Origin of the sequence: Bacillus sp. SIMBA_031, from assembly GCF_046535225.1 — a bacterium.
GTDB lineage: Bacteria > Bacillota > Bacilli > Bacillales > Bacillaceae > Bacillus > Bacillus velezensis.
In genome coordinates this window covers 205727-225682 of sequence record NZ_JAWRXC010000003.1, presented here as the reverse complement: position 1 = coordinate 225682, position 19956 = coordinate 205727, and the positions used below count along the sequence as shown (strand labels likewise).

Annotated in this window: 21 protein-coding genes and 1 pseudogene; 13 read left to right on the top strand and 9 right to left on the bottom strand. The window is 47.2% G+C overall.

All coding sequences use genetic code 11. The features are described from left to right. The first annotated feature begins 15 nt into the window (after window positions 1-15). Genes SB724_RS11095 through SB724_RS11080 form a run of 4 tightly spaced genes read left to right on the top strand, consistent with a single transcriptional unit; the run spans window position 16 to window position 3995 of the window. Complete coding sequence (locus SB724_RS11095) at window positions 16-1509, top strand: sugar ABC transporter ATP-binding protein (RefSeq protein WP_410571115.1); 1494 nt, start codon at window positions 16-18, stop codon at window positions 1507-1509. Continuing rightward, entirely contained in the window at window positions 1499-2470 is a 972-nt protein-coding gene (gene rbsC / locus SB724_RS11090) for a ribose ABC transporter permease RbsC (protein ID WP_012118605.1), read from the top strand. Before SB724_RS11095 ends, rbsC begins: the two co-directional genes overlap by 11 nt. Window positions 2471-2483: 13 nt before the next feature. Further along, the gene (gene rbsB / locus SB724_RS11085; RefSeq protein WP_088461763.1) at window positions 2484-3401 is read left to right on the top strand and encodes a ribose ABC transporter substrate-binding protein RbsB; all 918 of its coding nucleotides are present in this window, start codon (window positions 2484-2486) and stop codon (window positions 3399-3401) included. 60 nt (window positions 3402-3461) lie between these two features. After that, window positions 3462-3995 carry an SH3 domain-containing protein gene (locus SB724_RS11080; RefSeq protein WP_007614212.1) on the top strand — a complete coding sequence of 178 codons (534 nt, stop codon included), beginning with the start codon at window positions 3462-3464 and terminating at the stop codon, window positions 3993-3995. Window positions 3996-4119: 124 nt separating this feature from the next. On the opposite strand, the gene SB724_RS11075 is transcribed toward SB724_RS11080, so the two are convergent. The 3 genes from SB724_RS11075 to alsS form a co-directional block, all read right to left on the bottom strand. After that, window positions 4120-4644 (bottom strand): NAD(P)H-dependent oxidoreductase, encoded by a 525-nt coding sequence (locus SB724_RS11075; RefSeq protein WP_044801947.1) that lies wholly within the window; start codon window positions 4642-4644, stop codon window positions 4120-4122. A gap of 102 nt (window positions 4645-4746) precedes the next feature. Then, entirely contained in the window at window positions 4747-5514 is a 768-nt protein-coding gene (gene budA / locus SB724_RS11070; RefSeq protein ID WP_003151318.1) for an acetolactate decarboxylase, read from the bottom strand. A gap of 60 nt (window positions 5515-5574) precedes the next feature. Next, window positions 5575-7287 carry an acetolactate synthase AlsS gene (gene alsS / locus SB724_RS11065; RefSeq protein ID WP_410571112.1) on the bottom strand — a complete coding sequence of 571 codons (1713 nt, stop codon included), beginning with the start codon at window positions 7285-7287 and terminating at the stop codon, window positions 5575-5577. A 156-nt stretch (window positions 7288-7443) separates the two neighbouring features. Between alsS and alsR the strand changes: the two genes are divergently transcribed. Together alsR and SB724_RS11055 are read left to right on the top strand one after the other, a co-directional pair. Beyond that, window positions 7444-8352, top strand: coding sequence for an acetoin biosynthesis transcriptional regulator AlsR (alsR, locus tag SB724_RS11060; protein WP_007407528.1), 909 nt, complete (start codon window positions 7444-7446; stop codon window positions 8350-8352). A gap of 195 nt (window positions 8353-8547) precedes the next feature. Then, window positions 8548-9879, top strand: a complete 1332-nt coding sequence (locus SB724_RS11055) for an arsenic transporter (protein WP_007614225.1) — start codon at window positions 8548-8550, stop codon at window positions 9877-9879. Window positions 9880-9927: 48 nt separating this feature from the next. Here SB724_RS11055 and SB724_RS11050 read toward each other — a convergent pair whose 3' ends face one another. The 3 genes from SB724_RS11050 to SB724_RS11040 all read right to left on the bottom strand — a co-directional run bounded on the left by SB724_RS11050 (window position 9928) and on the right by SB724_RS11040 (window position 12754). Continuing rightward, window positions 9928-10602 (bottom strand): hypothetical protein, encoded by a 675-nt coding sequence (locus SB724_RS11050; RefSeq protein WP_007407530.1) that lies wholly within the window; start codon window positions 10600-10602, stop codon window positions 9928-9930. Window positions 10603-10643: 41 nt separating this feature from the next. Beyond that, complete coding sequence (locus tag SB724_RS11045; RefSeq protein WP_410571109.1) at window positions 10644-11537, bottom strand: spore coat protein; 894 nt, start codon at window positions 11535-11537, stop codon at window positions 10644-10646. A 122-nt stretch (window positions 11538-11659) separates the two neighbouring features. Next, window positions 11660-12754: a CotH kinase family protein gene (locus SB724_RS11040; RefSeq protein WP_265972768.1), complete on the bottom strand. Its 1095-nt coding sequence runs from the start codon at window positions 12752-12754 to the stop codon at window positions 11660-11662. A 140-nt stretch (window positions 12755-12894) separates the two neighbouring features. Between SB724_RS11040 and SB724_RS11035 the strand changes: the two genes are divergently transcribed. The 3 genes and pseudogenes from SB724_RS11035 to SB724_RS11025 form a co-directional block, all read left to right on the top strand. After that, window positions 12895-13425, top strand: a complete 531-nt coding sequence (locus SB724_RS11035; RefSeq protein WP_265972767.1) for a CotG/ExsB N-terminal domain-containing protein — start codon at window positions 12895-12897, stop codon at window positions 13423-13425. 156 nt (window positions 13426-13581) lie between these two features. After that, window positions 13582-14202, top strand: a complete 621-nt coding sequence (locus SB724_RS11030; RefSeq protein WP_012118614.1) for a flavin reductase family protein — start codon at window positions 13582-13584, stop codon at window positions 14200-14202. Window positions 14203-14366: 164 nt separating this feature from the next. Then, window positions 14367-14708 (top strand): annotated as a pseudogene (locus SB724_RS11025) (DUF4181 domain-containing protein); the annotation flags it as partial. A gap of 10 nt (window positions 14709-14718) precedes the next feature. On the opposite strand, the gene ggt reads toward SB724_RS11025, so the two are convergent. Further along, complete coding sequence (gene ggt, locus SB724_RS11020) at window positions 14719-16296, bottom strand: gamma-glutamyltransferase (RefSeq protein WP_410571106.1); 1578 nt, start codon at window positions 16294-16296, stop codon at window positions 14719-14721. A gap of 207 nt (window positions 16297-16503) precedes the next feature. Here ggt and chrS point away from each other — a divergent pair, with 207 nt between their 5' ends. The 3 genes from chrS to chrA are packed head-to-tail and all read left to right on the top strand — an operon-like array spanning window position 16504 to window position 18117. Beyond that, window positions 16504-16980, top strand: a complete 477-nt coding sequence (gene chrS / locus SB724_RS11015; protein ID WP_410571104.1) for a chromate efflux transcriptional regulator ChrS — start codon at window positions 16504-16506, stop codon at window positions 16978-16980. Window positions 16981-16993: 13 nt separating this feature from the next. Next, complete coding sequence (gene chrB, locus SB724_RS11010; RefSeq protein ID WP_040238790.1) at window positions 16994-17584, top strand: chromate efflux transporter subunit ChrB; 591 nt, start codon at window positions 16994-16996, stop codon at window positions 17582-17584. Beyond that, a complete protein-coding gene (gene chrA / locus SB724_RS11005) occupies window positions 17581-18117 on the top strand; it encodes a chromate resistance efflux protein ChrA (protein WP_015418373.1) in 537 nt (178 codons plus the stop codon). The genes chrB and chrA overlap by 4 nt, the downstream gene beginning before the upstream one ends. A 26-nt stretch (window positions 18118-18143) precedes the next feature. On the opposite strand, the gene SB724_RS11000 is transcribed toward chrA, so the two are convergent. Together SB724_RS11000 and SB724_RS10995 are read right to left on the bottom strand one after the other, a co-directional pair. After that, complete coding sequence (locus tag SB724_RS11000) at window positions 18144-18362, bottom strand: hypothetical protein (RefSeq protein WP_017418770.1); 219 nt, start codon at window positions 18360-18362, stop codon at window positions 18144-18146. Beyond that, window positions 18359-18904, bottom strand: coding sequence for a flavodoxin family protein (locus tag SB724_RS10995; RefSeq protein WP_410571101.1), 546 nt, complete (start codon window positions 18902-18904; stop codon window positions 18359-18361). The genes SB724_RS11000 and SB724_RS10995 overlap by 4 nt, the downstream gene beginning before the upstream one ends. Before the next feature lie 122 nt (window positions 18905-19026). Here SB724_RS10995 and SB724_RS10990 point away from each other — a divergent pair, with 122 nt between their 5' ends. Beyond that, complete coding sequence (locus tag SB724_RS10990) at window positions 19027-19908, top strand: LysR family transcriptional regulator (RefSeq protein WP_410571099.1); 882 nt, start codon at window positions 19027-19029, stop codon at window positions 19906-19908. The last annotated feature ends 48 nt before the right edge of the window (window positions 19909-19956 follow it).

Below are 19956 nucleotides of genomic sequence, written 5' to 3'. Positions count from 1 at the left end.
AAGAAGGGATCCAGCATGCACATCGGCATGACAGACATTCATAAAGCATTCGGCAAAAACCAAGTGCTCTCCGGCGTCTCATTTGAGCTTCTGCCGGGAGAAATCCACGCTTTAATGGGAGAAAACGGAGCGGGCAAATCGACGTTAATGAATCTGCTCACCGGGCTCCACCAGCTCGACAAGGGAGACATTACGATAAACGGAACAAATATGAGCTTCTCCAATCCAAAGGAAGCCGAAAAGCACGGAATCGCCTTTATCCATCAGGAACTGAATATATGGCCGGACATGACGGTGCTTGAAAACCTTTTTATCGGCAAAGAGCTGACGACGGCGTTCGGCGTTTTAGAAACGAAGAAAATGAAAGCGCTAGCAAAATCACAGCTTGAAAAACTGGGAGTCTCTCTTCCTCTTGACCGGGAAGCCGGACAATGTTCCGTCGGACAGCAGCAGATGATTGAGATTGCCAAAGCGCTGATGACAAACGCCGAAGTCATTATTATGGACGAACCGACCGCGGCGCTGACCGAACGGGAAATCAGCAAACTGTTTGACGTGATGACGGCGTTAAAGCGGGACGGCGTATCCATCGTCTATATTTCGCACCGAATGGAAGAGATATTTTCGATTTGCGACCGGATCACCATTATGCGGGACGGCCTCACTGTCGATACGGCGCATATTAAAGACACTAATTTTGATGAAGTGGTCAAAAAAATGGTCGGGCGGGAGCTGACCGATCGGTATCCGACTCGCACGCCGTCACTCGGCGATAAGGTGCTCGAAGTGAAAAACGCCTCAAAAAAAGGAAGCTTTTCACAGATCAGTTTCCATGTGAGCGCCGGAGAAATCCTCGGCGTTTCCGGCTTAATGGGTGCCGGACGGACAGAAATCATGAGGGCGCTGTTCGGAATTGACCGGCTCGATTCCGGAGAGATCTGGATTTCCGGCCGAAAAACCGGCATTCGGGGTCCGTACGATGCCATCCGCAAGGGACTCGGCCTGATTACGGAGAACCGCAAAGATGAAGGGCTGCTGCTGGATACGTCCATTCGTGAAAATATCTCATTGCCGAACCTGACCAGCTTCTCTCCGAAAGGCATCATTGACCGAAAACGCGAGGCGGAGTTCGTTGAGCTGCTCATCAAGCGTCTGACCATTAAGACCGCATCTCCGGAAACCGCCGCCCGGCATTTATCAGGAGGAAATCAGCAAAAAGTCGTCATCGCCAAATGGATCGGAATCGGCCCGAAAGTTCTCATCCTTGATGAACCGACAAGAGGCGTCGACGTAGGCGCGAAAAGGGAAATCTATTCATTAATGAATGAACTGACCGATCGCGGGGTCGCCATCATCATGGTGTCTTCCGAGCTGCCGGAAATTCTCGGCATGAGTGACAGAATCATCGTCGTCCACGAAGGGCGCATCAGCGGAGAAATCAATGCGGCCGGCGCCACACAAGAACACATCATGACACTTGCCACGGGAGGGCAGCAGTATGAAAACTGAACCAATGACATCAACTGAACAAAAGCGATTTTCCATTCATACCTTTACGCAAAAACTCGGTCCGTTTCTCGGCTTACTGATTCTTGTGTTGATCGTTTCCGTTTTAAACCCGAGTTTTCTTGAACCCCTCAATATTCTCAACCTTCTTCGGCAGGTTGCGATTAACGCTCTGATTGCATTCGGAATGACGTTTGTCATTTTAACGGGAGGCATTGATCTCTCTGTCGGAGCCATCCTCGCCTTATCGAGCGCATTGGTCGCAGGTATGATGGTCTCAGGCATCGACCCGATCTTAGCCGTCATCATCGGCTGCGTGATCGGCGCCGTACTCGGCATGATAAACGGATTATTAATCACAAAAGGAAAAATGGCGCCGTTCATCGCCACTTTGGCGACAATGACCGTCTTTCGCGGACTGACCCTCGTCTATACGGACGGAAATCCGATTACGGGGCTCGGTTCAAATTACGCATTTCAATTATTCGGGCGCGGTTATTTTCTCGGCATTCCCGTACCTGCCATTACGATGCTGATTGCATTTGCGGCCCTGTGGGTTCTTCTGCACAAAACACCGTTCGGCCGCCGGACATACGCCATCGGCGGCAATGAGAAAGCGGCGCTGATATCGGGAATCAAAGTGCCCCGCATCAAGATCATGATCTATTCTCTGACAGGTTTATTATCGGCGCTGGCGGGAGCGATTCTGACATCACGCTTAAATTCCGCACAGCCGACGGCCGGGGAATCATACGAGCTGGACGCCATCGCAGCGGTCGTTCTCGGCGGAACGAGCCTGTCCGGCGGTCGAGGGCGCATCATCGGTACGCTGATCGGGGTTTTGATTATCGGTACGCTGAACAACGGCTTGAACCTTCTCGGCGTATCATCTTTTTATCAGCTCGTCGTCAAAGGAATCGTCATTTTAATCGCGGTGCTGCTGGACCGCAAAAAATCGGCATAGTAGGAGGACCATTATGAAGAAAGCCATCATCACGATCGCGGTATTATCACTGTTTTTGCTGTCCGCCTGTTCACTTGAACCGCCGCAATGGGCAAAACCGTCAAACACAAAACATAAAAAAGAATTCACTATCGGGCTCTCCGTCTCCACATTGAACAATCCGTTCTTCGTTTCATTAAAAGAAGGCGTTGTAAAGGAAGCCAAAAAACGGGGCATGAAGGTCATTATTGTCGATGCTCAAAATGATTCATCTAAACAGTCAAATGACGTTGAAGATTTGATCCAGCAGGGAGTCGATGCGCTGCTGATCAATCCGACCGATTCATCAGCGATTTCAACAGCCGTCGAATCGGCAAATTCCCTCGGCATTCCCGTCATTGCGCTTGATCGTTCAGCCGAACACGGCAAAGTCGAAACGCTTGTCGCCTCTGACAATGTCAAAGGAGGAGAAATGGCGGCCGACTACCTCGCCGATCAGCTCGGAAAAGGCGCCAAAGTGGCTGAATTGCAAGGGGTGCCGGGCGCATCCGCGACACGGGAACGCGGAACGGGCTTTCATCATATTGCCGACAAAAAGCTGGATGTCGTAACAAAGCAAGCGGCGGATTTTGACCGTACAAAAGGATTGACCGTCATGGAAAACCTTCTGCAGGGACATCCGGATATCAAAGCCGTGTTCGCCCATAATGATGAAATGGCACTCGGGGCGCTCGAAGCGATTAACAGCTCAGGCAAACACATTTTGGTCGTCGGTTTCGACGGAAATAAAGATGCGATTTCTTCCATTAAAAACGGAAAGCTGACAGCCACGGTCGCCCAGCAGCCGGAGCTGATCGGAAAACTGGCGGCCGAAGCGGCGGAGCAGGTGCTCAAAGGAGAAAAAGTCAAAAAAACCATTTCCGCTCCATTGAAACTTCAAACACAAAAATAACCGGCCGATGTTTAGACTTCCGGTAAAACGTGAAAGGATGAAGTAAAAGGAGAGATACAGATGAAGAAAACAGCCAAAGCGGCATCCATTCTGACCCTTGCAGCGGGAATATCAGCGGCTTCAGCTGCCGGAATAACGCCTCTTCCGGAGACACACGCGCAAGAAGCGGTCAAAATTGACGATCTGTACAGCTACCCGCTTGACTCTTATCTCGTTTCCGCGGAAGCATTGAATGTCAGAACAAAAGCATCAGCAGCCAGTCCGAGAGCTGATACCCTTCATTTAGGCGACAGCTTAAAGATCGTTTCATTCCAGAACGCTGACTGGGCAAAAGTACATTATAAAAACGGGAAAACAGGATTTGTATCTACTCATTATATTGTTAAAGAAGCAACAACCGTAAAAACGACGGCAAAAACAAAAGTATATACAGACAAACAAGCGGTCAAGGCTTCCCTTGCTAAAAACACGAGCGTTTCTTTCCTCGGATGGAAAAAGACAGCCGGCGGCGGCATTGACTTCGGCTGGGTGCTTGTCGATTACGGGGGCGCAACGGGATATATCAGCACAAAAGATCTGCAAAAACTGACATAATATCAAAACGGATTTCGCAAATTCAGCGCGAAATCCGTTTTTTCTTTCTTGAGCAGTCAGAAACGTCTAAGGTTCGAAATATTTCTCAGGAAATATTGTCGGATGAAGATGAATGCATACGACTCTAAAATGGCTTCTTTACGTAATCCGCCAGGCGTTTGGCATTGTCACGGATAGCCGCAGCATCGGCGGTGCTTACCCCGTACATCGCGAAAGCCGGCAAATAGGTCATACCCGTAAAATTAGCCATTGCCTGAAACGGCCTTAAGAGCTCGCTCAGTGAAAAATGGTTAGACCCGCCTGCCTGATATGCATCCTCTCCGGCACCTACGGAAACAGCCAGCAGCAATTCTTTGCCGTGCAGCGCCTTTCCTTTGGAGCCGTAAGCCCAGCCATACGCCAGCACATGATCCATCCATGTTTTTAAAAGCGGAGGCGCACTGTACCAGTACAGCGGGAATTGAAATACGATCCGGTCATACTGTTCACACAGTTGCCGTTCCTTTTCCGCATCTATTTTCCCGTCCGGATATTCTTTATAAAGCTCACGGACCGTGATTTCATCATGATTTTTTAATTCTTCTGTCCACGCCTTATTGACCGCTGAGTTGTCCATGTCAGGATGAACCGCTAATACCAATACTTTCACAGCTACCACACCTTTCCCTTTTGACTGTATTTTACCTAATCTTTGCCGGTTCAGCCAAATAAAAAGAAAGCCCCCGAGAAAAATGGGGCTTTCTTTTTTAATTTATTCCGGGCTTCCTTCGGTTGTTTCGATATCCTTCGCAAAATTCGGATTATCTAAATTTGCGTTGAAAAAGTCCGCCGTATTCGGAAGCTTGAGGTTCATATTCATTTTTTGAGAAATGGTCACTTTACAATCTTTAATGACATAGTCAAACACGTGTCCGCCGGAATTGCGTCCTTCATCAATGAAGTGCAGGTGATATCCGGAAACAGCGATGCCGTTTGCGTAACCCGGCGTCCAGAAGCCGGCGATTGTACCCTGAATGTCGTCAAAGTTGAACACAGGCTGTGTTTTCACCGCTTCGATCATCGGAACGTACGGTTTCTCCTGGCGTTCTACCGTTCTTGTCTGCACCTTTTTAAATACGCCGTCTAAACGGATCGCATAAAATAAGTTTTTACTAGGCAGAAGGCTGGCGATTTCCTGCTCGAATTCTTCACGGGTCATTTCGCCGTCGATCGTATGCGTCATATCCGGCGTGAAAAATGTGAATGAGCAGAATGGTGACAGGTCTCCGCCTTTAACAGGCGTAGCCGTTCCGTCGCCGCGCAGACGGTAAAATTCTCCGTCAAATCCGATTAATTCGCCGTCCAGTTTGTTGAACGTGCCGATTCCGAAATCACCGAACTTCGGAATGTCAGCCATATCAAAATCTCCGTCATATACTCCGTCCAGCAGAGATGTCATTGTGGATACTTGATAGATCTGATCCTCAGGTGAGCCTTTTTCTCCGCGGCTCATCATATGGATGTCGCTTGCGTTTTTCATATTCCCTTCACTCCTTTTAAATTGGGCTGTTTTAGAAAACAGGTCATGGTGCGCAGAGTGCTAGAGAGCTTTTGCTTTCATTTTTTCTTTGAATTGCTTCGGAAGCATGTCGCTTGATAAATGGACATTGTCACTGTAATCGACAGGAATGTCAATGATGACAGGGCCTTCTGTGTTCAAGCCTTTTTGCAGCACGTCTGCCAGCTGTTCCGGTGACTCAACGCGCAAGCCGGTGGCGCCGAAGCTTTCTGCATATTTTACGATGTCAATGTTTCCGAAATCTACGCATGATGTACGGTTATATTTTTTCATTTGCTGGAATGCGACCATATCATATGTGCTGTCATTCCATACAAGGTGAACGATCGGCGCTTTTAAGCGGACTGCCGTTTCCAATTCCATTGCAGAGAACAGGAATCCTCCGTCTCCTGAAACGGATACGACTTTTTCACCCGGATTCACCAATGTGGCGGCAATCGCCCAAGGAAGCGCTACGCCCAATGTCTGCATGCCGTTGCTGATCAACAGTTTCAGCGGCTCATAAGCGCGGAAGTAGCGGGACATCCAGATCGCGTGAGAACCGATATCGCAAGTGACGGTTACGTCGTCGTCAATTGCATTGCGCAGTTCTTGGACGATTTGCAGAGGATGCACTCTGTCGGATTTATGGTCGCTTGGCGCCTTCTCGCTGTCTGTGAGCATCTGTTTTAATTCGCTCAGCACTTCTTGTTCACGGCTGCCCATATCAAATGTCACAGCGTCGTGTTCAATTTGTTTAACCGTAGCGGCGATATCGCCTAATAACTCTAATTCCGGCTGATAGGCATGATCGATATCGGCCTGGATTTCGTCAAGATGGATAATAGCACGGTCACCGTTTACGTTCCAGAACTTCGGATCGTATTCAATCGGATCATAACCGATCGTTAATACGACATCCGCCTGTTCAAGCAGAAGATCGCCCGGCTGGTTGCGGAACAGTCCGATCCGGCCGAAATATTGGTCTTCCAGCTCTCTGGACAATGTGCCGGCCCCTTGATACGTTTCTACGAAAGGCAGTTTTGTTTTGGCAAGCAGTTTGCGGATTTGTTTTACCGCCTCCGGTCTTCCGCCTTTCATGCCGACTAACAGAACGGGAAGTTTCGCCGTCTGGATTTTCGCGATAGCCGCGCTGATCGCTTCTTCCGGTGCAGGGCCTTGTTTCGGCGCCGGCACGCTGCGTACGTTTTTCACATTTGTGATTTCATTCACAACATCCTGCGGAAAGCTCACAAAAGCCGCGCCTGCCTGACCTGCTGACGCTGCCCTGAAGGCGTTTGTTACCGCTTCTGGTATATTCCCTGTTTCCTGTACTTCTACACTGTATTTTGTAATCGGCTGAAATAGCGCCGCATTGTCCAATGATTGGTGTGTCCGTTTTAACCGGTCTGCGCGAATTACATTACCCGCCAGCGCCACTACCGGATCACCTTCTGTATTAGCCGTTAACAAGCCGGTCGCCAAGTTGGATGCCCCCGGGCCTGAAGTAACGAGACAAACGCCTGGTTTTCCAGTCAGTCTTCCGACAGCCGCAGCCATAAATGCAGCGTTCTGTTCGTGACGGCATAAAACCAGTTCAGGTCCTTTATCTTTTAACGCATCAAATACTGCATCAATTTTTGCACCCGGAATGCCAAAAACATGTGTGACACCTTGCTCCACTAAGCAATCAACAACAAGCTCCGCCCCCCGATTTTTTCCAGAGGTTTTTAGTTCATTTGTTGCTTTTGCCAACACCCTCACTCCTTATTATGCATATTAAATATAAAATTTTAAGTAATTTGTGATATTATTCACTATACACTCTTTGGAAATTGACCTCCAATATCAATTCGCCGTATGATTAATATGTTTCACGAATAATTAACAAAGAGAAAGGAATGGATAAGGATGGAGCTTCGCCATCTTCAATACTTTATTGCCGTTGCCGAAGAACTTCATTTCGGCAAAGCTGCGCTTCGGTTAAATATGACACAGCCGCCTCTCAGCCAGCAGATCAAACAGCTTGAGAAGGAAGTCGGCGTGACCTTATTAAAGCGCACGAAACGGGTTGTAGAGCTTTCAGCTGCCGGAGAAAGTTTTTTAAAACACAGCAGAAACGCGATCGAAGAAATAGACAAAGCGATTGAAATGGCGCAGAGAACGGCGCGGGGAGAGCTCGGCCGCCTTGTCGTCGGTTTTGTCGGCTCGGCCACATATGAATTTCTGCCGCCGATCATTCGGGAATTCCGCGAAAAATTCCCCTCCGTTAAGCTTGATCTGCGTGAAATTTCTTCTTTCAGACAGCAGGAAGAACTTCTGAAGGGGAACATTGATATCGGCATCCTTCATCCGCCTTTACAGCATTCCGCGTTACATATGGAAAAGGTGCAGAGCAGTCCGTGCATTCTGGCTTTGCCGAAGCAGCACCCGCTTACCGCTAAACAGACAATCGACATTCAGGATTTAAAAAATGAACCGATTATCACATTGTCGAAAGAAACATGGCCGACTTTATACCTGGAGTTTGTAAACTACTGCGAGCAGGCGGGCTTCAAACCGAAAATCGTTCAGGAAGCGACGGAGTATCAAATGGTGATCGGATTGGTTAGTGCCGGCATCGGTGTGACCTTCGTGCCTTCTTCTGCTAAAAAGCTGTTTAATCTCGAAGTCGCCTATCGCGGCATTAATCAGGTGCAGCTCACGGCCGAATGGGTCATTGCCTACCGCAAGGATAATCAAAACCCGATTCTGAAACATTTTCTGGATATTATGAATAAGCGCCAGGCTTTATTGCAGGCGGATAAGGAAAATGCATAAAAAAGAGGGCCGCCGAAAGCAGCCTCTTTTTTTTGTGCTTTTATGGATTTTTACTAAATTGGTAGAAACGCTCAGTACACCTTACGACCTGTACCCGTATACATACAGTACAACTGATCAGGAGGGATAAAAATAACGGGGCGGCAATGACCCATCTAAAAGGAGGCACAACACATTACACATATTACCGTCATTTTGACCCTGATTTCTTTCTTTGTGACCATTATTTTTATATTTTGGAGACCCGGGGGATTAAATGAAGCCGTTCCGGCGTCACTGGGCGCCATTCTCGTTTTGTTATGCGGAACCGTTTCCTTTCATGATTTGGGGGATATAGGGTCAAAAGTCACCGGAGCATCAATCACCATTATCTCCACAATGATTATGGCAATCGCGCTGGAAAGCTTCGGTTTTTTTAACTGGGCGGCGGCCAAACTGCTTCACCGCGCCAAGGGATCGGGCATCCGGCTTTTTTGGCTGACCAACCTGCTCTGTTTTTCAATGACGCTTTTTCTGAATAATGACGGCAGCGTCTTAATCACCACTCCTATTTTACTATTGGTCTTACAATATCTCGGACTTAAAAGACATCAGAAAACACCGTATTTAATAAGCGGCGTATTAATTGCGACGGCCGCAAGCACCCCGATCGGCGTCAGTAATATCGTCAATTTAATTTCTCTCAAAATGATAGGCATGGACCTTTATTTGTACACCAATATGATGTTTATCCCCGGCACGCTGGGACTGGTGTTTATGGCCTTTCTGCTGTTTGCCGTTTTTTACCGCCGTTTGCCGAAACAGCTCCCCGATATTCCGGTCCACTTTGACTCGCTGGAACACAAACGATATCATCCGCTTCAGCCTCCGCCAGACCTGACCCAAAACAGCCGTACGAACATCATGTTTTGTGTTTTGGTATTTGTATTGTTCGTCCGGATCAGTCTGTTTGCAGCTTCTTACAACGGCATATCCGTTTCGCTCGTGGCTGTCATCAGTTCAGTCATCCTGCTTGGCTGGAGATGGTTTTATTTAAAAATCGGACCGGCAGACTTATTAAGGAAAGCGCCTTGGCATATCTTTATTTTTGCCTTCACGATGTACATTATCATCTACGGACTGCATAATATCGGACTGACGGCGCTGCTTGTTCAGTCTATTGAGCCGTATGTCTCACAAAGTATTGCCCACGCTGCATCTATTATGGGCATTGCTACATCAGTCCTCTCTAATTTGTTCAATAACCATCCCGCCTTAATGATCAGCACTTTGACATTAACGGAAATGTCCATCGACCCATTAACCGTAAAAATCATTTATCTGGCCAATATTATCGGCAGTGATATCGGATCATTGCTTCTGCCGATCGGGACATTAGCCACGCTGATCTGGATGCATATCATCAGACAGCACGGCGAAAAAGTTTCTTGGTCAGAATATATCAAAACGACCATTATCGTTGTCCCTCTCACCGTCGTGTTTACCATTACCGTTTTATATGTTTGGATCAGTTGGATTTACCTTTAGCTCCCATGAAAAAAACTGCCTGCTGTATAAGAGAGGCAGTTTTTTCATTTATGGCAGGTGCATGGTTTTTAAATGATTCAATTTCCAAAAAACAGTATCGCCGTCTGCATTGGTCAGTTCAAGAATATTATCTGAGACATCCTGCAACAGCCCCACTTTATTCGGTATATCTCCTAAATCCAGAATAATCAGCTTCCCGATATATCTTTTTAATTGCTCCTCAAAATTCCGGACAAGGGGCACATTAGCGGGAACAACCGGCAGCTCTGAACTGTTTAACGTATACGGCGTCTGCTCATCGGAATAGGGTGTCAGCCATTTCAAATGATGCATCGAGATGAAAAGAGTCTTATAAACCGGAGAGAAGAAAACAAAATAATCATTTAAAACACTTGTCACATACCCATGAATGGAACGGTCTCCCGTAACAAATATTTCTGTGAATCTGCCTTTTATATGCTGGAGGGTATTCCGGTAAGAAAAGGAATGTTCCTGTTTTTCGGGATGCGGACTTTTTTTTCTTGCGTACGGTTCTTTATTCTCTTCGTCCGGGAGCGTCAATGTCATCCTCTGAAGATGCAGCAGCGGAATATAAAGAAACGTCCGGCCGTCATGAATCACAATGATATCCTGACCGATATCCAAAAGAGTTCCTGAAAATGTCGTATTCCCCGATATCTCAATATCGACTTGTTTATCCAGAAATCTGCTTAATCCAGCCATTTCATTCCCCCCTCTCCCGCGTTTACGGACAATCTTTCCAATCATTTACGGCCGTGTTTCCACCGATAATCTATTGTCCTTAATACAGTGGCGTAGCTATAAGAGTTCTCTTCCTCCCGTTTTGAGGATCGAACGGATCTTGATGATCTTTTCGACTTTTTAGAGGAAGTACGCTGCTCTTCGCGTGATTCTTCTTCATGCGGCTTTTCTTCTTCGGCGCTCTCTTTCTCACCTTTATTCTCGCCGTCTTTATTCTCCTCTTTTTTAGCTGCTCCTTTTGCCCCTTCGCTGATGCTCTTGATATGAAAAGGATAGATTCGCAGCACTTCTTTATCTTTCACAAGAGTATAGTGGCCGTCGGAATTATCCACAAGTATACCTTCAACGGCTTCAGGACCTCCGCGGTTGATGGATACCCATTTGTGGATCAGGCGTTTAAATATGCCGTGAAAATCATCAGCCATTTCAAATTGCGGGCGCTCCTCCTCTTGGCCGTCCTCTTCTTGTTCCGCGCTGATGCTTTTGACATGGTCGGCGTTAAAATATACAATTCCGTCATCTTCCGTTTCCAACACGAGAAAATCATCCCCTGTTTCGTGAAGCTTTCCTCTTTTCGATTCCGGACCTCCCTGATTCAATTGCACCGTGCGATTGGTCATCCGGCTGATCAGGTCTTGAAAATCATCAGCTTTTTCACATTCTGCCGCTTCGGCCGGCGATACGGTTTCACTCGTATTTTCCGTCACACTTTTCACATGTTTCCATTGATAATAAACGATTTTATTATCAACCTGAAGAGCGATATAATCCGATTGAATGTCTGCTAATCTCCCTGTCTTGGACTCCGGGCCTCCCCGGTAGACAGTAATTACTTTTCCTTCCATCTCATGCAAAAAGTTGTCATCAGACCGCTGCCGCTTCGTATTGCGTTTCATCTATTGTCCTCCTAGTCATTTTTCTCATAATGTAAAAAGCATAATGCATATATACGTATCACGATTATTTTCGGGAACTGATTCACCAGCCTATTTGTAAAAAATCTTTCTTCATCTCCAAATCAGATATTCCACCGCTCTAACTCACTGCTGATGAAGGCGGACCGCTCCTTAATGTATTCGCAAATCACTTCTGGCTCCCGGTCAAAGCAATCAATCTCTTCTTTCTTATATGGATCCTTCGCGACATGCGGCCTGATCTGCTCATACAGTGACATGACCTTCGGCTTCATATGTTCAATGGTAAACCGGTTCTGAAGCGTCTCTTCCAAAAGCCGTTTGTACGCTTTGCGGAAATACGGTTCATCCAGAAGCCTTGCAGTCAAGGTATTAAACCCTTGTATTCTGACATAATCGGCCTCCATCCGATCACCATGAATGTCTCTTCCCCACGTCGCATCGTAATCCCACGGAATGACTTCAAAAAGTCCCGTTTCATGATTCCGGTACAAAGCGTAATTATGAACAAATCCATCGTAGTTTGAGGTAAACACGATGCCCGCAAGCCACCGCAAATACTTATCGGCGTCCAAGTGTTTGACGATCTCCCCCTTGAACTCTGACTTCGGCACGGTATTAATTTTATAGATCATATCCTGCAAGTATAAATCGTCTTCTTTCGTTCCCGTTTTCTTTTCATAACCAAGTTCGAGCGATGTTTTCGTATCCCGCTCCAGATCACTGACGAGGGAGAAATTGGCGTCGTCATCAACCGCGTAAAAAACAGCGCCGTCCGCCAAATTCCGTTTCGCCAGAAAATATTCATCCACTGACTCCAGCTCAAGATACACCCCCTCATGTCTGCCATTGATTTGCAGGGTTACGAAATTCGCCTTTGGTGACAGCGTCCCAAGCTCCGCAAAGAAATCGAGAGACAGCTTATTCCGCATCATCGACGGATCTTTGTATTCAGCGTTTAAATGTATCTCTTTTGCCCTGCGAAATGTTTTCGGCGAATAAAAAGCGATGTGATACGATTTTTTCTTGAAATCTCTTATATGAGAGCCGCGGTACGCCAGATCAATGTCAAGCCGTTTTTGATTCACTCTCAGCACCGCGGGCACCGGATCATCATCCCAAATGTCTTTTTTCAGCTCCATTAAGTCTTTCGGGTGAATAAACAGCTGGTATAGAGGCAATGTTGATTGGTCTTTCATCAGTAACCCTCCCTGTATTAATTTAGGCTGTGCTTTTTATATAAAACTCAGCGAATCACACATACACTTTTTTCATTCATGCGTACTATGTGGTAGTAAGGATCGCATCCTTAAAACATATATCATGAGGAGGTTTCAAAATGGGCCACTATTCCCATTCTGATATCGAAGAAGCAGTAAAGTCCGCAAGCACCGAGGGATTGGAAGATTATTTGTACCAAGAACCAAAAAGCAGTAAGAAGAGAAAATCTCGCAGCCGTAAAAAATCATGCCGCTCTCACAAAAAATCTCGCAGTCATAAAAAATCGTGCCGCTCTCACAAAAAATCTCGCAGCCATAAAAAATCCCGCTCTCACAAAAGATCTCGCAGCCATAAAAAATCCCGTTCTCACAAAAAATCTCGCAGCCATAAAAAATCCCGTTCTCACAAAAAATCTCGCAGCCATAAAAAATCCCGCTCTCACAAAAAATCTCGCAGCCGTAAAAAATCATGCCGTTCTCACAAAAAATCTCGCAGCCACAAAAAATCATGCCGCCGCAAGAAAAAACGCACGCAGAAAAAACCTTATCGTCCTCATAAAAAAGACCCTTGCAAAAAAGACGATTACTGCAGCAAAACAGAGTACTGGAAAGACGGGAACATCTGGGTTGTAAAGAAAAACTACAAGTAACGCCATTCGTAAATAGGCTGCCGGCTAAACGGAAGCCTTTTTCCTCAATCAGATATATGCCACGTGATAAGATATGCAGCCGGTTTTCTTTTGTTGTGTTTCCGAATTTTCTTTCTGTATAATCAGGTCATACGATAAAGAAAGGCGGCCGAAATCATGCATATCTTACGAGCAGACGAACTGAACGCAAAAGACACTTACAAATTGCTTTCGGGCACAGTCGTTCCCCGGCCGATCGCATTTGTCACTACGCGGTCATCCATCAACGGCGCCGTAAACGCGGCGCCCTTCAGTTTCTATAACGTTGTCTCCGCAGAACCGCCGCTTCTGGCCATCTCAGTCAGCCGCGCGGACGGGCGGCAGAAAGACACTGCGAGAAACGCACTCGCTCATCGGGAATTCGTGGTGCACGTCAGTGATGAATCCATTATTGAAGACATTAACAAAACGGCGGCAAGGCTTGATCCTGATGTCAGTGAACTTGGCATGACAGACCTTTCTGTGACAGACAGCGCTTGCATCAGCGTTCCCGGTATAAAAGAAGCAAAGGTCAGGTTTGAATGTATACTCGAACGCCATCTTCCGTTCCAAAATGACAGCGGAGAAACGACGACAGACCTCATCATCGGCAGAGTCGTTTGTTTTCATTTGAATGACCAAGTATATGACGCCGATAAAGGCTACATACGGACAGATGAGCTGAAGCCTGCGGCAAGGCTCGCGGGGAATGAATACGCCAGACTCGGGAAGACATATACGCTTGTCCGCCCGACCTGAAACAGGAACCATTATAATAGAAGAAACTAGTCAAAAAGACCCCTTTCGAAAGGGGTCTTTTTGAGTCTTTTACCATGTAACTCAACCTAATGTCTTGTAGAATGCCGAAACTTACAAGGTCCTCACCCGTATGAAACGAGTGGCACATTTTTAGGAGGCAGACGATGGATTTCATTCAGTTACTGATTTTTTCAGCCGTATTTATTTTGCTCAGCCTTATGTTTCAAGTATTTGCCGTCAAAGTTCTCAATTTGCCAAAGCCTGTTAAAAAGCAGAAGCCGATAAACGGCACACATCGATTAATCGAAATCACACTGCTTATTACGGGCATCGCAGCGGTGAATTTTTTCAATGAAATGTACGTATTTGCGGGAGTTGTTTTCATGCTATTTTGCTGCAGCGGCTTAATGGAATGGCGGCATCGGCGGGAGGAAAAGCAATATGTGTACGATTCGTTTTACGCGGGTCTTTCTGCCGCGCTTGGCGTGCTTATTTTTTTCATCAGTCAGCGTAGCTCTATACTCCTGCGGCCGCTCCGTCGCCGCGCGGGTCGGCCCCGCCTTGGAGAAAGCCTTCTTCATCAATGATGATCGCTGCCGCATGGCCCATAAGCCCGTCAAAATCACCAACGGTCTCGACGCGGTGGCCGCTCTGCCTTAGGGCTTCTCTCGTTTCAGGGCTGATTCTGCTTTCAACCCTCAGCCCTTCATACTCCTCTCCCCATGTCCGTCCCCAGACCCAGCGCGGCTCATTGATCGCCTGCTGGGGGTCCATTTTGTAATCAATGATGCGCGTAATCATCGCTGTCTGAGTTTGCGGCTGGCCTTCTCCTCCCTGGGTTCCGTACAGGATGTGAGGCTTTCCTTCTTTACAGGCCATCGCCGGCATGAGAGTGTGGAACGTCCGCTTGCAGGGTTCAAGTGTATTGACATGGGATTCGTCCAGCGAAAAAAATGACCCGCGGTTTTGCAGCAGAATACCCGTCTCCCCCGCTGTAACGGCAGATCCGAACTCGAAATAGAGGCTCTGAATAAAGGAAACGGCATTTCCTTCCGCATCGGCGACGGCGGCATAAGCTGTGTCGCTTCCGACCGGCCGGCTTACCGCCGGCGCAGCCACGTTACCGATTTCTTCCGCAAGCTGCTTTGCATACCGTTTATCAAGCAGCCGATCCAGCGGAATATGAGAAAATGCCGGATCAGTCAGCACTTCATCCCGGTGCTGAAAACTCTTCTTCAGCGCCTCGATCAGCAGATGATAATAGTCAAAGGAACCGTGTTCGATCTGAGAAAAATCATAGTTTTCCAATATATTGAGCGTCATTAAGCCTGTAAAGCCCTGTGAATTCGGCGGAGCCTGATAGATTTTACACCCGCGGTAATCGGAGGATACCGGGTTCGTCCACTCGCCGCGGTGGGCTTTAAAGTCATCAAGTGTCAGACGGCTGCCGTTGTTTTGCAGAAAGGATGTGATGCGTTGAGCGAGGTCTCCTTCATAAAAAGCGCTTCTGCCTTTCTCGGCAAGCTGCTTCAAGCTGGCCGCCAGATCCTTTTGGACAAACCGTTCACCGGGCATGGGCGCTTTTTTGTTTCTCGTAAAAATGGCCGAGGTGTAAGGCATCGAGGCTAAAAGAGCGAGATTGCGTTCTGTGTGGGCGCACTGGTCGGCGGACACCGGAAATCCGTTTGCCGCATAATCAAGAGCTGGCTTCAGCACCTCAGCGAGCGAAAGACGCCCGTACGCCGAAAGCACGGCATCCCAGCTGTCCGCCATTCCCGGAACGGTAATGGCGCTTTCTGTCCCGCGCAGAGGGATCGCTTCTCTGCCCCAATACAAGTCTCTCGTCACATGCTTCCCTGAACGGCCGCTCCCATTATAAGCTTTGATTCGTCCCGTTTCTTTATGGTAAGTGAGCCAAAATGAATCCCCGCCAAGACCCGTCATATGCGGATACACAACTGCCAGACAGGCGCTGACCGCCACTGCCGCGTCAAACGCGTTTCCGCCCTTTTCCAGAATGCCGGCCCCCGCCTGAGAAGCGAGATAATGCGGACTGACGACCATTTGTTTCGTTCCGATGGTTGAAGTATTCATGGCAAGCCCCTTTACAAATTTTCTCAATTATAAAAAGCGGCTTCGCGGCCATCCACATTCCTGAAAGAAAATCTCACACACTATTTACTTTTCGATAAGAAATAATTCTAAGTCATTACGTATCGAAAACAATAAAAAATTTCTCCCTTCATACCGTAACGTTTCATGATACAATAATGTCTACCAAATGAAGGAAGGTGAAGCGGGTTGGAACATGAATACAGCATACCGAATCTTGTCCTTGATGAAACGGATAAACAGATTCTTTCGATTTTGCACGAGGAAGGGAGGATTTCCTATACAGACGTAGGAAAGCGGGTTAACCTGTCGCGAGTGGCGGTTCAGCACCGCATTCAGCATTTACTGGATGCCGGCGTGATTGAAAAATTCACCGCTGTCATCAACCCGGCGAAAATAGGCCGCCATGTGTCCGTGTTTTTTAATGTGGAAGTGGAGCCGCAGTATTTGGAGGAAACCGCATTAAAGCTTGAAAAGGAACCGGCCGTGACAAGCCTTTATCATATGACCGGACCGAGCAAGCTCCATATGCACGGCATTTTCACAAATGATCAGGAGATGGAAGAGTTTTTGACAAAACGGCTCTATACGCAAAAAGGCGTCGTCAGCGTCGACTGCCAAATGCTGATTAAACGGTATAAAAGCAGAACGGGCATGAAGCTGTAAGGAGGATATAGCCATGAAACATCCCTATTGGGACATTACGGCGGCGATGGTCCGAACGGGCATTCTCGGATTCGGGGGCGGACCTTCGGTGATCCCGCTCATTCGCCATGAAGCCGTCAATAAATACAAATGGATAGATGATGATGAATTCGGAGAAATATTAGCGATCGCTAATGCGCTTCCCGGACCGATTGCCACAAAAATGGCTGCGTATCTGGGCTTCAAGCTGAAAGGCACGTTAGGCGCAATCGTGGCAACCCTCGCCCACATTCTGCCTACATGCCTTGCTATGGCGGGCTTGTTTGCGGCTGTCAATGTCTTAAGCCACTCAGCAATTGTTGCCGGCATGATTGGCGCTGTAACACCGGTGATCGCCGTCATGCTCGGCATCATGGCGTACGAGTTTGGCCAAAAAGCGCTTAAAGGTTTCGGCTGGGTCACGGGCATCCTGTTTTTTATCATCGCTTTTATCGGCCTGCAAACGCTGCAGATCAATCCCGGCTTTGTCATTATTATTTTCTTAGCGTACGGCGCGTTTCATTTTAAATTAAAGGACAAAATCACAAATAAACGTTCAAAAGATAAAGGAATGTCGGCCTCATGATCATGATTTATGTATTTATGGCGTTTTTTGTCGCAAACGTACTCGGATATGGAGGCGGACCGGCGTCGATCCCGCTGATGTTTGAAGAAGTCGTCAACAGATACAGCTGGCTCTCAAACGATCAATTCTCAAATATGCTCGCACTTGCGAACGCATTGCCGGGCCCGATCGCAACCAAAATCGCGGCGTATGTCGGCTACAGTGCAGGCGGGTGGCCCGGGTTCCTGATTGCGCTGATCGCCACCGTCGTACCGTCGGCGCTCGCATTGATCGTCCTCTTGCGCATCATTCAGCGCTTCCGCCAATCCCCTGTCATCAAAGGTATGACGCTGTCCGTCCAGCCTGTCATCGCCGTCATGATGCTTATTCTTACCTGGCAAATCGGCGCAGACGGCATCAAAGCGATCGGCTGGGTTCAAGCGATAGTGATTGCGGGGATTTCCCTCCTTGCCTTGACAAAATTCAAGATGCATCCGGCCTTCCTGATTATCGCGGCGTTTTTGTATGGAGGTCTTGTGGTTCCTCATTTATAAAGAAAAGCACCTGGACAGGTGCTTTTTTATTTTGGCCCGGAAATACCATTTGATATGACAACTGTTTCTTCGCCTGCATCACTCTTGATGATTTGCTTAACTTGCAGCGTTGCGCCTGCCATTCTCACAAATTGCTGAACCTGAGGCGAATTGGTTTCAGCCTGTATCCAAACAGAAGTCGGCGCTTTCCAAGCTAAAAAGAGTGCAAGAATCAACATACCAGAGATAACCAGCAGCAGCTTCATAGAGCATCACTTCTTTTCAATAAGCTGCTCGCCGCGCTCAGCGCCTGATGATCGTGAAGAATATCACCGGGACGATTGCCTTCTCCCAGCACATAGCCTTTAAAGGACATCCCCATAAAATGAAAAATATGTTCAAATTGCTGAATCAGCGGCAGCCCTTTTAGTTTAGGATTGTCTCCTCCCACTGCTGTTACATATGCCTGCTTCGCTGACATTTGCTGTTTAAAATCAGGAAATCTCGGATCTCTCAGCGTCTGTGACCAGCGATCAATAAACATCTTTAATGTCCCTGACATGCCAAACCAATAAATTGGGGTGGCGAATACAAGAATATCGCACGGCAATATCCGCTCAATAATAGAATCGCAGTCATCTTGAACAGGACGAAAGCCGCCTTGGGCGTGACGCAGATCTTCAATTGGCCGGATTCGATATTTCCGCAAATGAATGTGCTCCGCATCGAATCCTTGAACAGCTTTATCCGCAAGAATATCCGTATTTCCGCCAGACCTCATTCCGCCATGAATAACCGCAATTTTCATGATGCATCTGCTCCTTTGTTTACAAATGATTTTCTTCATCATATAATGGATTCATCAATCAATACAGATGATTATTTCGATTATTCCAATCGATAAAACCGATTTAGAAAGGGCGAGAACATATGGAATTGAAGCAGCTGATCACCTTTATTACCGCAGCAGAACATGTAAACTTCACCCTAACCGCCAAGATGCTTAACTATGCACAATCAAGCGTTACCTCTCAGATCAAATCACTTGAAGAAGAAATCGGGACTCCTTTATTTGAACGGCTCGGCAAGCGGCTCATCCTGACAGAAGCCGGCAAAACATTCAAATCCTATGCGGAGAAGATCATTGCGTTAACAGAAGAAGCAAAAATGGCCGCAAATCAAGTAAGAGAAACAACCGGAACCTTGAAAATCGGCGCGACGGAAAGCCAGTGCACATACCGCCTTCCGCCTATCATAAAAGAATTCAAACAAGCTTTTCCTCAAGTAAAGCTCATATTCAAACCGTATGTTTCCAACGAACAAGCGAAAGAACAGCTCTTACAAGGCCAGCTTGATATCACTTTCATTTTGGATGTGAACCGAACGGAAGACGCACTGCACGTTGAATCTTTGATTCAGGATGAAATCAAAATGGTAGCCGCCAATGACCATCCTTTTCCAGCAGACTCACCAGCAACATTGAAGGATCTTCAAAACGAAACCCTTCTGCTGACAGAGGACGGCTGTTCATACCGCACGCTCTTTGAGAACACTTTACATGACGCCGGAGTCTACCCTAACAAATTAGAATTCGTCAGCATAGAAGCCATCAAACAATGCGTGATGGCCGGACTTGGAATTGGACTATTGCCTGAAATGACAGTAAAAGACGATATTGCCGAAGGACGGATGAAAGAACTCAGCTGGCAGAATGAATGCCCCGTTTTTACTCAATTAGCATGGCATAAGGACAAGTGGATGTCTGCGCCATTAAAGGCTTTTATCGATTTGACGCGAAAAACACTCAAATAAAAATCTTATCTGCAAGGACGACAAGGTTTTTAATAAAGCAGACACCAA

Coding starts and splice junctions, on each gene's coding strand:
- SB724_RS11045 (WP_410571109.1), bottom strand. CDS start 11,537: ATGAAACGCAATACGAAGCGGCAGCGGTCTGATGACAACTTTTTGCAT.
- rbsC (WP_012118605.1), top strand. CDS start 1,499: ATGAAAACTGAACCAATGACATCAACTGAACAAAAGCGATTTTCCATT.
- SB724_RS11080 (WP_007614212.1), top strand. CDS start 3,462: ATGAAGAAAACAGCCAAAGCGGCATCCATTCTGACCCTTGCAGCGGGA.
- SB724_RS11095 (WP_410571115.1), top strand. CDS start 16: ATGCACATCGGCATGACAGACATTCATAAAGCATTCGGCAAAAACCAA.
- SB724_RS11050 (WP_007407530.1), bottom strand. CDS start 10,602: ATGGCTGGATTAAGCAGATTTCTGGATAAACAAGTCGATATTGAGATA.
- chrB (WP_040238790.1), top strand. CDS start 16,994: ATGAAACATCCCTATTGGGACATTACGGCGGCGATGGTCCGAACGGGC.
- SB724_RS11040 (WP_265972768.1), bottom strand. CDS start 12,754: ATGAAAGACCAATCAACATTGCCTCTATACCAGCTGTTTATTCACCCG.
- chrA (WP_015418373.1), top strand. CDS start 17,581: ATGATCATGATTTATGTATTTATGGCGTTTTTTGTCGCAAACGTACTC.
- SB724_RS10990 (WP_410571099.1), top strand. CDS start 19,027: ATGGAATTGAAGCAGCTGATCACCTTTATTACCGCAGCAGAACATGTA.
- budA (WP_003151318.1), bottom strand. CDS start 5,514: ATGAAAAACGCAAGCGACATCCATATGATGAGCCGCGGAGAAAAAGGC.
- alsR (WP_007407528.1), top strand. CDS start 7,444: ATGGAGCTTCGCCATCTTCAATACTTTATTGCCGTTGCCGAAGAACTT.
- rbsB (WP_088461763.1), top strand. CDS start 2,484: ATGAAGAAAGCCATCATCACGATCGCGGTATTATCACTGTTTTTGCTG.
- SB724_RS10995 (WP_410571101.1), bottom strand. CDS start 18,904: ATGAAAATTGCGGTTATTCATGGCGGAATGAGGTCTGGCGGAAATACG.
- ggt (WP_410571106.1), bottom strand. CDS start 16,296: ATGAATACTTCAACCATCGGAACGAAACAAATGGTCGTCAGTCCGCAT.
- SB724_RS11030 (WP_012118614.1), top strand. CDS start 13,582: ATGCATATCTTACGAGCAGACGAACTGAACGCAAAAGACACTTACAAA.
- SB724_RS11000 (WP_017418770.1), bottom strand. CDS start 18,362: ATGAAGCTGCTGCTGGTTATCTCTGGTATGTTGATTCTTGCACTCTTT.
- SB724_RS11035 (WP_265972767.1), top strand. CDS start 12,895: ATGGGCCACTATTCCCATTCTGATATCGAAGAAGCAGTAAAGTCCGCA.